This window comes from Limosilactobacillus panis (genome assembly GCF_019797825.1).
GTDB classification, from domain to species: Bacteria; Bacillota; Bacilli; order Lactobacillales; family Lactobacillaceae; genus Limosilactobacillus; species Limosilactobacillus panis_A.
Genome location: NZ_CP081855.1, coordinates 1265492 through 1278646 on the forward strand (window position 1 = coordinate 1265492; position 13155 = coordinate 1278646).

Genomic DNA, 13155 nt, shown 5'->3' on the forward strand with positions numbered 1-13155 from the left:
TTAACTGCCATATTCGATATGTCAATCTTTATGATTATACCAAATAATTTACTTAATCAGGAATTAATGCCCCTTTTTTAAGAAATTATTTGTTGTTTTGACCAGCTGGTCCGTTGGTAAGACATCGACCGGGTAGTCACGCTTGATGCTCCTCATGATTGTTTCACCATAGCGCCGGGCTACCAGGCGGGGGTCCAGGATGACGGCCACCCCGGTGTCCTTTTCCGTCCGAATCAGGCGACCAATTCCCTGCCGCAGGCGCATGGTTGCCTGGGGGAGCTCGGACTGGTAGAAGGGATTCTTCCCCTGCCGACGAAGTAGGTTGTTATGGGACCGGTTCATGATCTCATCCGGGGCATCGAATGGCAGCCGGGTGATAATCAGTAACTCAAGGGCCGCCTGGGGCAGGTCGACCCCTTCCCAAAAGGAAGTGGCGCCTAGCAAGACGGCATTCTGTCCCGTCGAGAATTGCTTCAGGATTTTATCGCGGTTGCCGGTAATTCCCTGCGCCAAGATGTCCCGCTGGTCGAAGAGGTCGGTCTCCCGCAGTTGGCTATAAACTTGTTCAATCATTATCAGCGAGTTAAAGAGGATCATCGTCTGGCAGTTCGACTGCTTGGTCAGCTTGTAAATCGTTGATGCCAAGTAGTTAATGTAGTCCGCATTCTTCTGGTTACCCGGCAAGGGGGCATCCTTTGCAATCAGGACCTTCGAATGGTGCTGGTAGTCAAACGGCGAACTAAAGCGCTTGGTAAGGGTCTCCTGCCGCTGAAGATCGAGCTGGTGGTAAAGGTATTGTGACCGGGCCGAGGTAAAGAGGGTGGCCCCAATGAAGAGCGGCTGGGCAAAGTACGGGTAGACACTCTCCGTCAAAAAGTGGTTGGCAGCCAGCAGTCCCCCACTCAACCGCATAGAACTTCTTTCCGTTGATTGGCGAATCGTCAACCAGAAGGCCGCTTCATCCCCGTGTTCACGCAGGGTTTCGTTAAACTGATTTAGGGTGGTGTCTGCGTCCACCAATTTAGCCAACTGGCTTTGGAACTGATTCATCAAGTAACGGTCGCTGAGCAACCAGCGGTCTGCTTGCTGGGTAAAGATGTGCTGGAGGGCTAAAAAATGCAGTTGAACACTACCGAGCGCCTGCTCAAGCTCCATCATCGTTGGCCCGCTCACGTCTAGTAATTCTTGAAGCTGCTGGTTATCAAGCGGCTGTTCAATCAGTTCATCCTCAACGTTTCCGGTAACCTGGTTTTTAAACTGCCGGAACAGGGCCTGTTGAAAGTCATTAATGGCCGCTTCAACATGGGTCAGGTCCTCTCGTAATAGGTCAACGTTATATCCCCCAAGGGCGTGAGTGGCAAAGATGCTCGTTAGGTTACGGTCACTACCATTATTTACCAAACCACTTAGGACGTGGACCGCTGCCCGGATCTGGGGGAAGTTAAATTGCCGGCGCGATTGACGAAGAATACTACTGCTCAAGTGCTGAGCCTCGTCAATTACCAGGTAGGGCCGGCGGGTCCCATCGCCAAGTTCTTGAGCATGGGCAACCAAGTAGGCGTGGTTGGTAATGACAATATCTGCCTGGTCAAGACGCTTATCCCGACGGACTAAAAAGTCATCCTGGTAAAACTCGTTATGAGGATTTAACGTCCGGACCCCGCGGTGGCGAATTTCCGTAAAGTATGGTGACCGGGCAGTCGTTAGGTTAAGCTCATCTAAGTCCCCACTCGTGGTTGTCGTCAACCAAACAAGAATCTTGGCTTTCAGCATTTGGACCAGTTTGGAGTCTTCAATAATACTCAGCGAATGGACAAACTTACCGAGGTCTAAATAGTGTTGGTTTCCCTTGACCACCACACTGTTAACCGTAAAGGGCAAAACGTTATTTAACTGCTGAACCGCCTGCGTGGCAATTTGCTCCTGGAGGAGGTTGGTCGCCGTGCTGACTACGATCCTTTTATCCGGGTAAGCCGCGTAAACTAGCGGGAGAAGGTAGCCAAGGGTCTTCCCACTCCCCGTCCCGGCTTCAACGACCATGTTCTTTGGCTCATCATGGGTATAGTTATTGTAGATGCTGTTCATCATCTTGGCCTGGATTGGGCGAAACTCCAGCCGGTCACCATACAGCTTTTGCTTGGCCCGCTTCGTTTTCGGGTAGCGGACCTTTGCGCTTTGCTTTTCAACAGAAAGGGGACGCTGCTTATGGAGGACAATTCCATGGCTGACGTACAGGTCCTCACTTAGCGGCTGGGGACAATCACCCCGGTGCGCCAGCTCATCACTAAAGACCGTCGCCGTCTGCTGCGGCAGGGCTAACTTTAGTTGCACCAGGTGGTGGAGAGTAATTGTCGGTAAGTCATGAACCCGTTTTAAAAGGTCCACTAGCAAGTGAGCCGTGGCTTCCGCATCGGAAACGGCACTGTGCGGGTGGTCATGCTCGATTCTTAGAGAACTTGTCAGGTCCCGCAAGCGGTAACTCTTGGCAGTTGGTAACAGGATTTGACTAAGGGTGACCGTGTCGATTGCCTTAATCGGTAGTGAGGGGTAACCCGCCCGCTCTAGTTCCGCGTTTAAAAACGGGAAGTCAAAGTTAACGTTGTGGGCAACAAAAACGGTGTTACTAAGGAGACTATAAACGGTCGCGGCAACATCATCGAACAAAGGCGCAGATCTGACGTCCTGGTCATGAATACCTGTCAGCTGAACAACGGAACGTGGGATTCGTGTGCGCGGGTTCACCTTGGTCTCAAAGTGATTAATAATCTCACCATCCTGGACTAGTACGCAGCCAATTTGGATAATACGGTCACCGTGATTAATGCTGGTTCCCGTCGTTTCCAGGTCCACTACGGAATAGATAGGCGCCATCTTATCACGCTTGCGTGACTTTTTTTGGATTTTTTTATTCAAACTATCACCGGATTTCTCCATAATTACTAGTATTATCATACACCATTCGTCCCCCAGTTGTCGTGGCCCGCCTCTTTAGCAATTTATTTAGATTTGGTAACAAGTCGAAGTCAACCCTTTTACATTTCTACAATTTAAGTTATGATGATGAATGGAATTTCTATCTATAAGAAAGTAGGTTACGATGGTGAAACAACAAGGGATTGGAAAGAGCCATGCAAAAATTATTTTGATTGGGGAACACAGTGTCGTTTACGGACAACCAGCAATTGCCCTCCCACTCCCCAACGTTAAATTAACGGTAACCATCGATCGGCGGGCTGACCAATTACAGTTGGTCAACAGCCGTTATTTTGACGGACCAGTAAACGAACTCCCGAACAACATGTTAGGGGTTCAAAAATTAATCAACGCCCTAATAACCAAATTCACCGGTCAAGAAGACGGTTGGCAATTAACGATTGACAGCCAACTTCCGGCAGAACGCGGGATGGGCTCTTCAGCAGCGACGGCAGTTGCAATCGTGCGCGCTTTTTTTGATTACTACGAAAAAAAGTTAACGCGAAAAGAGCTGCTTAAGTTAGCCGACATCGAAGAGCAGATCACCCACCGAAGTCCATCCGGCCTCGATGCCGCAACGGTTTCCTCTGCTAATCCCCTTTACTACATTAAGGGCCAGGCGGGTAAAGCAATTGAAATGAACCTAAGTGCGACAATGGTGATTGCGGACACCGGTATCAAGGGCGCAACCAAAGAAGCCATTGCCAGCGTCCAGCAGTTGTTAAAGGCCCAACCAGACAAGGCCCAGGCCCACATTGAACACTTGGGTAACTTAGTCAACGCAACACGGGACTTCCTTAAAAATAATGAAGTAATCAAATTAGGGACAGCCCTAAATGCGGCCCAGGCAGACCTGCAGGCACTTAACGTGAGTGACAAAAGCCTTGATAATCTGATCACGGTCGCCCGACACAACGGCGCCCTTGGTGCTAAGCTGACCGGTGGGGGCCGGGGCGGCTGTATGTTTGCCATTATGCAAACGGCCCTGGGTGCCCGGCGACTTGCTAGTATTCTGAAAGAAAGTGGCGCCAAACATACTTGGATTCAGCCGTTTGACCAACGGGGGGAAGAATAATGGCAACGGCGCGAGCACACACAAATATTGCCCTGGTCAAATACTGGGGAAAACGTGACCAAAAGCTGATTCTCCCGGAAACCGATAGCTTATCACTCACCTTGGACGAGTTCTATACAACCACCACGGTTGAATTTGATGAGCAGTTAACAGCTGACCAGGTAACAATCAATGACCGCTTGCTGGATAAAAAGAACAGTCAAAAGGTCCGCAACTTTCTTGACCTAGTTCGCCAACGTAGCGGTGAGTCTGCGTACGCCCGGGTTACGTCACATAACCACGTCCCAACCGCGGTCGGTCTTGCCTCTTCCGCCTCGGCATTTGCCGCCCTCGCTGGAGCAGCCAGCGCGGCGGCCGGGATGTCACTTGACCGGCGGGATCTTTCCCGCTTGGCACGGCGCGGTTCCGGTTCCGCCACCCGGTCGATCTACGGGGGATTAGTTGAGTGGCGAAAAGGCGACGATGACCTGACCTCTTACGCGAATCCAATCATGGAAGACGTTTCCTTTAACATTGAGATGCTTGCGATCCTAATTGATACCAAGAAAAAGAAAGTCTCAAGCCGTTACGGGATGCGACAAAGTGTTGCCACTTCCCCCTACTACAAGGTATGGCCAGAAATTGTTGCCCATGATATGGTCGCCATCAAACAGGCCATTTTGGCCCATGACATTGACGCCATCGGTCAAATTGCCGAAACAAATGCCCTCCGGATGCACGCTCTGACTCTATCAGCGGACCCGGGGTTTACATACTTTAACAGTGATACGCTGCGGGCAATGAATGCTGTTCGGACACTTCGCGAAAGTGGTATTAATTGTTACTTCACAATTGATGCGGGTCCAAACGTCAAGGTCATTTATGACCAACGCAACCGTCAGCCAATCTATGATGCCCTCGCTAAGCAATTCGGCAAGGAACGGCTAGTGGTTTCTAAGCCGGGCTCCGGTATTAAAATTTGGAATGATTAAATTTGATGAGAAGGGAAATTTAGCAATTGATTACAGAAAAAGCACCTGGAAAACTTTACATCGCCGGTGAATACGCCGTTGTTGAAAATGGCTACCCGGCAATCTTGGTCGCCCTCGACCAGTTCGTCACCTGCACGATCAAAGAATCCGCCCGTGAGATGGGCCAAATTCTTAGTCGTCAGTACCATAATGACCAGTTGTCATGGCGGCGAATGGGTGATCAGATGGTCGTTGATAAACGTGATAACCCATTTTCATACATCCTATCTGCTATCCGGGTAACCGAGGAGTACGCCCGAACCTTTGAACGGGAACTACGCATTTATGATATCCAGATTGACAGCCAGTTGGATAATAAGAGCGGTCGTAAGTATGGCCTCGGTTCTTCAGCTGCAGTGACAGTGGCAACTGTGAAGGCCCTCTGCCGCTTCTATAATTTGCCAGTGACTAAGGACACCATCTTCAAGTTAGCGGCAATCGCCCACTTTGAAGTCCAAGGAAATGGCTCTTTGGGGGACGTGGCGGCCTCCGTTTACGGTGGCTGGATTTCTTACCACTCCTTTGACCGGCAGTGGCTAGCTCAGCAGCGAAAATACTTAAACATCAAGTCACTGGTTGACCTCCCCTGGCCGGATTTAAGAATCGAGCCCTTGCACGCGCCAAAGAACCTCCAATTGCTGATTGGTTGGACGGGTAAGCCGGCATCAACTTCACAGTTAGTTGACAAGATTTCCCTCTTTAAGGCGCGTCAGCAAGATGAGTACCGGCACTTCTTAGAGGAAAGCAAGGCCTGCATCCAGCAAATGGTTAACGGTTTTCACGACCAGGACCTTGAGGAAATCAAACGTGAGATCCGCTATAATCGTGACCTTTTGAAACAACTAGGCACCAACTCGGGAGTTAACATTGAAACGCCAGTCCTCCACCAGCTGTGTCAGATTGCAGAACAATTCGGCGGAGCGGCCAAAACTTCTGGTGCTGGTGGCGGTGATTGTGGAATCGTGGCAATTGACCGTGACGGCGACAACTTTAAAGGGGTTCTGAAGTCATGGGCAAAGAACCACATCGAACAACTACCGTTAAATGTTCACTTCATTGCAGACGTTAAAGAGAAGATTCAAAAACACTTACCATTACACTAAAGAATAAGAGGCCGGAGATTTTCTCTAGCCTCTTCGTTTTACTATTAATATAAGGAGCTGGCAATCATGGAATCACAACAAGCGCAACGCAAAAACGAACATCTTTCTCTGGCAACCAAGTATTATCAACAAGCTCATGTTAATCACCCCTTTGACCAGGTTCGTTTGATTCACACCGCCTTACCAGAAAAGGCAGTTAGCGACATCCACCTTACGACCGCCCTTGCTCCAGGACTAAAGCTGACAACTCCCTTTTACATTGAAGCAATGACCGGAGGGAGTAACCAGGCTAAAGAAATCAACCGGCAGTTGGCCTATCTGGCTGCTAAACATCATTTAGCCATGGCAACCGGTTCAGTTAGCGTGGCTCTTAAAAATCCACAATATCGCAGCTCTTTTAAAGTTGTCAGGGAAGAAAATCCTGACGGGTTAGTAATTGCTAATCTTAGCGCAAAGGCAACCATTAGTGAGGCTCAAGATGCTGTTGACTTGCTGGAGGCCAACGCTATTGAAATACACCTTAATGCTGCTCAGGAACTGATAATGCCGGAAGGTGACAGAGCTTTTTACTGGCTAACCAATATCAGGAATTTAGTTAATACTCTTAATATACCAGTAATTGTCAAAGAAGTTGGCTTCGGTATGAATAAAGAGGATGTGGCCCGATTAAGCAAAATTGGTGTCAAAATTATTAACGTCAGTGGTCGGGGTGGTACAAACTTTGCTATGATTGAAAATCGTCGTAACCATCAGACAAATTTTAATTCCATGATTGATTGGGGACAAACAACTCCAGAAGCCTTATTAGAAGCCCAAGCAGCAGGAAAAGATACCATAATTATCGCCTCCGGTGGAATTACTTCGCCGTTAGATGTAATTAAGTCTGGAGTCTTAGGCGCACGGGCTTGTGGAGTTGCGGGATATTTTCTTAATGTCCTGGCACAAGGCGGCGTTAATGCGCTTGACCATACCATCAATGAATGGAAGGTAGTAACTACCCGCCTTTTGACCTTACTGGGGGTTAACAATTATGCTGCCCTCCGCAAGGCCAATTACGTGCTCGGTCCACAGTTACTTAGTTACGCGAATCAGCGGCACCTAAAGGCTTAAAAATAAATAGAGGGGGACTGTGACATAATTCTCCTATATAATTGAAAATGCTGTAGCACAGTACACAAAGCGGACTCTAGTGTTGGATTCTCCGAACACTAGAGCCCGCTTTGTGCTTTTTAAAGACTTGCTTCGCTTCGAGGTGAGTTCCCTATAAGCTCGCTCCGCGTCGAAAGACAAACTAGCTCACTTGCTCCCCTTTTATCGCCAAATATTACACAGTAATCGCGGGAAACAAGCTTGCCCGATTTTCGCCATTTTAGCTTTAATTATTCGTTCCCGTATTGATTATTGGCTGCGTGCCCCGTTCACTAACGATGGCGACCATAATGTTATTGATGATCTGCAAACGTTGGGCATCAGTCAAGTCAAGGTCAGTCTCCTTAGCAAGACGGTCAATCGCGTCCTCCGTAATGGAGACCGCTCCTTCAACAATGATCTTTCGGGCCGACAGGATTGCCGCTGATTGTTGCTTTTGCAGCATCGCGCTGGCAATCTCCGTTGCGTATGCCAGGTGAGTCAAGCGGGTCTCGATGATCTGGACCCCTGCGACATTCAGCCGCTCCTGCAGTTCCGCCGTCAGTTTGTCGGACACCTCCGTTGGGTTGCTCCGCAGGGTCAGCGCCTTTTCGTCCTCAAACGTGTCATACGGGTACTCACTCGCTACGTGCCGAATTGCCGATTCACTCTGGATCTGGACAAATTGCTCGTAATCATCAACCGCAAAGAGGGCCTTGGCAGTGTCAACCACCTTGTAGACAATCACCGCCGCAATCTCCACTGGGTTCCCCTTAGAGTCGTTCACTTTGAGGATCTGGCTGTTAAAGTTGAACACCCGTAGTGATACCCGTTGCTTATCCGTAAAGGGAACCGTTAAAAATAGGCCCGCGTCACGAATCGTCCCGATGTAGTTTCCAAAGAAGGTCAATACCTTGGCTTCGTTTGGTTGGATAATGGTCAGTGACGTTGCCGCAATCAGGACCACCACCAGGATGATTCCACCAACAATGATTGGACCATAACTACCGTGGTGGGCACCGATATAAACCAGCCAAGCCCCTAATAGGGCCCCCACAATCGTCAGCAATAAGGCCAAGTAGCCATTTATATGAAACGCATTTTTCTCTTTCATCACTAACTTCAACTTCCTTTCTTAAAACCGTAATCCCTTAGGATAGAAGTTCTTTATCGTCCCGTTGACCAGCTTACCAAAGCCACAGGGCAGGTTCTGACAATAAAGGAGGTACCAGCCATTCGGCCGCTTTTCTCCTTTTCTTATGACATCCCCGTGAACATATTGGCGCCATTGGTCATGGTCAAGTTCAATTGCCCACTTCGTTTCCGCCGGCCGCATTGTCAACGCCAAAGCCAGGGCCGGTTCAAAACGCCGTTTTTTAAATGTCCCCAGGTGAAGGCCCGGCCGCAAAACCGTTAACCCTTCCACTGACGAAATTCCGGCGGGGAGGTCGTACAATTGGTCGCCATAGGTTAAGAGGTGGTTGGGCTGGTAGTCCGGCAATAGCCGTGCACAAAATTCAGAAAACAGTTGGCGCTCCTCCTTAGACAGCTGACCAGCCGCTTGACGCCGCCGCTTTTGGCGGTGCTGCTGTCTTCTGGGGGTCACTGCTAACGTATCACTTTCGGCCTTCTTAAACTTAGCTATAAAGTGCCCTTCCCCTTTAATATGGTGGGGAAAAAGCCGGACCGCCTTCGCCAGTTCTGGATTGTTGTCTGCCCATTCTGGTCGACCGCTATCCATTCCCGGATACTTTTTAATATTGACCATCGCCAGGTCCAGGTACGTTTTAAGCAGCCAGGCGGCATTTTGCTCGTCTTCTTCGGGGGCGAAGGTGCAGGTCGAATATACCAGGATTCCGCCTGGCTTCAGCATCTTTAGTGCAGAGGCGAGAATCTTTTGCTGCCGGTTTGCACACTCAGCCGGGTAATCGGGGTTCCAGTACTCAATCCCTGCCGGCTCTTTGCGAAACATCCCCTCACCAGAACACGGAGCATCCACTAAAATCCGGTCAAAAAAATGGGGAAACTGTTTTTCCAACTCAGCCGGGCTCTCGTTCGTGACGATGGTATGACGGGTACCCCACCGTTCGAGATTTTCCGCTAGAACAAGGGCACGCTTGCGAAAAATCTCGTTAGCGACCAGTAATCCCTGGTCACCCATTTTGGCTACCAGGTGGGTCGTCTTTCCACCGGGAGCCGCACACAGGTCCAAGACCCGCTCACCAGGCTGGGGATCAACTACTTCCCCCACATACATTGCCGATGGTTCCTGGCTATAGATTGCCCCGCTGGCGTGGTCAAGGGATTTGCCGACCACCGGCCCCCGGTAACCGGTGGGGACGTATTCCACTTTCCCCGTCGCCTGGGCCAAGGCTTCTTTAGGTGCCGCTTTTAACGGGTTGACCCGGAAACCACCGGTGCTTGGCTGGTCAAAGGATGCTAAAAAAGCTGGTGCTTCATCCCCTAACAAACGCTGGTACTTTTTTACAAATTCACTCGGTAATTGCATTGCTCACTCCTCATTTCTTCCGTACATTATACCGTATTTCACTCGCAACCACTAACACACAGAATAAATGGTTCACATTCACAATAATTTTGCGTATAATACGGTGATAAAGATTTTTGAACGAAGGAGTGAAAGTTGTGGACCAACATTTGATCGCCCTTGATTTAGATGGTACCACCCTTAATAATGCTTCCCAGCTGACCACAGAAACAATTCGGACACTGCGGGCCTTGGCAAATGACGGCCATATCGTCAGTATTATTACCGGTCGTCCCTACCGAATTGCCCGCCGCATCTACGACCAGATTGGTATCAAAACCCCAATGGTCAACTTCAACGGGGCCCTTACCCATATTCCCCACGAAGCATGGAACGGTGAGTATGAGATTGAGCTAACCCGGGAACTGGCCCTGGACCTTCTTGACCACCAAAAGGAGCTCGGCATCAAGACCATTACCGTTGAAGATAAGTTCCACGTCTGGGCCAACCACCCGACAAAGGACCTCCCAGAATTCTTACCGGACCACCTTACCAAAGACCAGTTGCTGACCCACCACAACCTGACTGAGGATCCAATCGCCCTCACAATCGAATATCATCCTGGTGAAGAGCACAAGATTATCAAGGCCGTTAACCAGAAGTACGGTGATTTTGTCGAGCCCCGGGTCTGGGGTGGTTCCTATAATATCCTAGAGCTGATTCATCGGGGAATCCATAAGGAATCCGGGATGTTTTACATCGCAAAGCAGTACAATATCAGTAAGCAAAACATTATTGCTTTCGGGGACGAGCATAACGACCTGGAGATGCTCGACGCTTCTGGCCGGGGAGTTGCAATGAAGAACGCAGTCCCCGCCGTTTTAAATGTTGCGGACGATGTAACCGCCGTTGATAATGACCACAATGGATTAGCTAAGTACTTACAAAGCTATTTTAAATTAGCGATTTAAATTGGAAGCTGTTTTTTCGGCTTCTTTTTATTTTTCGTTATTTACGAACAGGCGTTCTTATGATATATTTTAAACGAACAAATGTTTGGAGAAGGTAACATGGATTATTCAAACGAACCCACGGGAGTTTCCCTGGTAATTGACAACAAATCTTTTTACGCGACGGTTGAATGTGCAATGCGGGGCCTTGACCCCCTCACAACCCCGCTCGTGGTCATGTCAGAGGCGGCCAACACCGTGGAGGTTTAATACTCGCCTCCTCTCCCATGGCCAAAAAGCTTTTTCATATTTCGAACGTCAACCGCAAGCGTGACATCCCCAATGATGGACGCCTAATCGTTGTTCCCCCACGGATGAACCTCTACATTGAAAAGAACCTGGCGGTCAACCATATTTTTAACCAGTACAGTGCCGATGAGGACCTCCTCCCCTATTCCATCGATGAATCAATCCTGGATATTACCCACTCTTGGCACCTCTTCGGTAACAATATTCTCCAGGTAATCCGGAAAATCCAGCACCAGGTAAAAGAAGAACAAGGGTTAGTAACTACGGTCGGCCTCGGTAATAACCCCCTCCAGGCCAAAATTGCCCTTGATATCTACGCCAAGCACAACCAAGAGTTTATCGGCGTCATCACGAACCAGACGGTCAAGCAAAAGATTTGGACCATCCCCCAAATTACCGACGTTTGGGGAATCAACCGCCGGACCCAGGCGAATCTCGCCCGACTTGGTATCCATAACATGGACCAGCTTGCCCACTGCAACCAGTATGAATTAAAAAAGGCACTGGGCATCATTGGAACTCAACTGTACGCGACGGCGTGGGGAATCGACCGGACATGCCTCCAGGAAAAAATCCTCCATAAGGACAAGTCACTGGGTAATTCTCAGGTACTGCCTCGCGACTACTGTGAGCAGGGTGAAATTGAAGTAGTAATCAAAGAAATTGGTGCCCAGGTGGCGGCCCGCTTACGTGCCCACAACAAGCAGTGTCACGGTGTCTACCTGCGAATCGGCTATTCATTAGGTGTCGAAGATGCAGATGGGCGAACCGGGTTTGCCCACGCGCTCAAGTTGAGTGACGCAACGGCGGAGACAACCACCATTAACCGCCAACTTATCTTTATTTTTGAAAAATATTGGAACCAGCAAGCACCGGTCCGGACGGTTGCCGTCTCTTGTACGGGCCTTACTTCCCGTTATGGTGAACAATTAAATATCTTCAATGTTCCCAAGCCGTCAGCAATCAGTCTGGAAAAAACGATGGATACTATTCGAAGAAGGTATGGTAAAACAGCCATCATCCGGGCAAACAATCTGAAGAAGGGTGGGACCTTTATTGAACGTGCAGGACTTGTTGGCGGCCACAGTGGCGGACAAAGCCTGGAATAGGAAACAGGGCCGCCTAATTATCAGCCGCATTAATAAACTCTTTAAAAATTTTCCGCAAACTGAATACCAGGTCGGTATTAACTACTATGCACCTGATAAGGGCTACAGTCTCTTTTTTAGCATCAAGAAAAAGGGTACCTACCAGCGGTCAATTCCTTTAGCAAGGTACCCCAACCTCAGTTTTACCAACTTACTCGCTATTCTGACGGTAGTTAGGCAAACGTACCACTTTACGTTTACCTACACGAACTTTACGAGCGAACAACGAAAGCAACTATATCGAAAGGTCGATCGACAATGATTCATATTTATAGTGACATTGAAGCCGATTCGGTAGCAAATAACTTTTTCAAATACGATTATCATGACCGCGGCAAGATCAAATGGGACGGCTTTTTCTTGTCGGAGTACACCGCCGCATTAAAAAAGCACCGTCAGTATATCGACGGTGCCCAAAGTTTAGTGCAGAATCTTAAAAACGTACGCAACAATTAGGACAACAAACAAGGCCGTGGTAATAATGGTGAAACCGCGGTGACCACGAATAAATTGGTCCTTAAACAGAATCATTACGCAGCCCCCACAGGCGATGATCAGTCCCAAGACAAGCGTGGCCATTTTCCCCTGCCCACTCATGGTCAGAGAAAAAGCAGCGATAATAATTCCAATAATTAAAAGCAGCAGTGAAACCTTCGTACGCATAGTGTTCGTCCTCCCCCTTATAAGTTGATAACAGCGCCTAATAAGCAATTTTATTTAATTTTATGAACTTTTATCTAAAAATTTTGTTATAATAATAGCGAAGGTGATAATGCAATCACCTTCGCCAACATACTTCTACTAGGGGAACTATGACGTGGGTGCCATGGCTCCCTTAGATATTTTACCATTAAATTTATTTTTTACTTCTAAAAATTTCGGTCAAACTGCTATTTTTCAAATAAACTAACAAAAAGTTAGCAATTGCCATTGACATAAAATTAAAAACGGATTAAAATACAAGCAATCAT

General features: G+C 48.6%; 10 protein-coding genes and 1 pseudogene. 7 read left to right on the forward strand and 4 right to left on the reverse strand.

Going from position 1 to position 13155, the window contains the following annotated elements; genetic code table 11:
* Positions 1–63: 63 nt before the first annotated feature.
* Complete coding sequence (locus tag KZE55_RS06100) at positions 64–2934, reverse strand: helicase C-terminal domain-containing protein (RefSeq protein ID WP_396442472.1); 2871 nt, start codon at positions 2932–2934, stop codon at positions 64–66.
* Between the two features lie 163 nt (positions 2935–3097).
* Here KZE55_RS06100 and mvk point away from each other — a divergent pair, with 163 nt between their 5' ends.
* The 4 genes from mvk (at position 3098) to fni (ending at position 7271) form a co-directional block, all read left to right on the forward strand.
* Entirely contained in the window at positions 3098–4048 is a 951-nt protein-coding gene (gene mvk, locus KZE55_RS06105) for a mevalonate kinase (RefSeq protein WP_222257819.1), read from the forward strand.
* Positions 4048–5019: a diphosphomevalonate decarboxylase gene (gene mvaD / locus KZE55_RS06110; protein WP_222257820.1), complete on the forward strand. Its 972-nt coding sequence runs from the start codon at positions 4048–4050 to the stop codon at positions 5017–5019. Before mvk ends, mvaD begins: the two co-directional genes overlap by 1 nt.
* Before the next feature lie 26 nt (positions 5020–5045).
* Positions 5046–6161, forward strand: coding sequence for a phosphomevalonate kinase (locus KZE55_RS06115; RefSeq protein ID WP_222257821.1), 1116 nt, complete (start codon positions 5046–5048; stop codon positions 6159–6161).
* Between the two features lie 63 nt (positions 6162–6224).
* Entirely contained in the window at positions 6225–7271 is a 1047-nt protein-coding gene (gene fni / locus KZE55_RS06120; RefSeq protein ID WP_222259950.1) for a type 2 isopentenyl-diphosphate Delta-isomerase, read from the forward strand.
* 265 nt (positions 7272–7536) lie between these two features.
* Here the strand turns inward: fni and KZE55_RS06125 are convergent, their stop codons facing one another.
* Positions 7537–8403, reverse strand: a complete 867-nt coding sequence (locus KZE55_RS06125; RefSeq protein ID WP_047767316.1) for an SPFH domain-containing protein — start codon at positions 8401–8403, stop codon at positions 7537–7539.
* 21 nt (positions 8404–8424) lie between these two features.
* On the reverse strand, positions 8425–9798 hold the full coding sequence (locus tag KZE55_RS06130) for an RsmB/NOP family class I SAM-dependent RNA methyltransferase (protein WP_222257822.1): 1374 nt from the start codon (positions 9796–9798) through the stop codon (positions 8425–8427).
* A gap of 137 nt (positions 9799–9935) precedes the next feature.
* On the opposite strand from KZE55_RS06130, the gene KZE55_RS06135 reads away from it, so the two are divergent.
* From KZE55_RS06135 to KZE55_RS06145, 3 genes and pseudogenes are all read left to right on the forward strand, one after another.
* Positions 9936–10748 carry a Cof-type HAD-IIB family hydrolase gene (locus KZE55_RS06135; protein ID WP_222257823.1) on the forward strand — a complete coding sequence of 271 codons (813 nt, stop codon included), beginning with the start codon at positions 9936–9938 and terminating at the stop codon, positions 10746–10748.
* A gap of 99 nt (positions 10749–10847) precedes the next feature.
* A pseudogene (locus KZE55_RS06140) lies at positions 10848–12145 on the forward strand (Y-family DNA polymerase).
* The gene (locus KZE55_RS06145) at positions 12093–12446 is read left to right on the forward strand and encodes a hypothetical protein (RefSeq protein WP_152666501.1); all 354 of its coding nucleotides are present in this window, start codon (positions 12093–12095) and stop codon (positions 12444–12446) included. The pseudogene KZE55_RS06140 and the gene KZE55_RS06145 overlap by 53 nt, the downstream one beginning before the upstream one ends.
* A gap of 158 nt (positions 12447–12604) precedes the next feature.
* Here the strand turns inward: KZE55_RS06145 and KZE55_RS06150 are convergent, their stop codons facing one another.
* Entirely contained in the window at positions 12605–12847 is a 243-nt protein-coding gene (locus KZE55_RS06150; protein ID WP_047767326.1) for a hypothetical protein, read from the reverse strand.
* Positions 12848–13155: the final 308 nt, after the last annotated feature.

Excerpts from the sequence above, each read along its gene's own strand:
- KZE55_RS06100 (WP_396442472.1), bottom strand. The coding sequence starts at position 2,934 with ATGGAGAAATCCGGTGATAGTTTGAATAAAAAAATCCAAAAAAAGTCA.
- KZE55_RS06125 (WP_047767316.1), bottom strand. The coding sequence starts at position 8,403 with ATGAAAGAGAAAAATGCGTTTCATATAAATGGCTACTTGGCCTTATTG.
- KZE55_RS06130 (WP_222257822.1), bottom strand. The coding sequence starts at position 9,798 with ATGCAATTACCGAGTGAATTTGTAAAAAAGTACCAGCGTTTGTTAGGG.
- KZE55_RS06150 (WP_047767326.1), bottom strand. The coding sequence starts at position 12,847 with ATGCGTACGAAGGTTTCACTGCTGCTTTTAATTATTGGAATTATTATC.
- mvk (WP_222257819.1), top strand. The coding sequence starts at position 3,098 with ATGGTGAAACAACAAGGGATTGGAAAGAGCCATGCAAAAATTATTTTG.
- mvaD (WP_222257820.1), top strand. The coding sequence starts at position 4,048 with ATGGCAACGGCGCGAGCACACACAAATATTGCCCTGGTCAAATACTGG.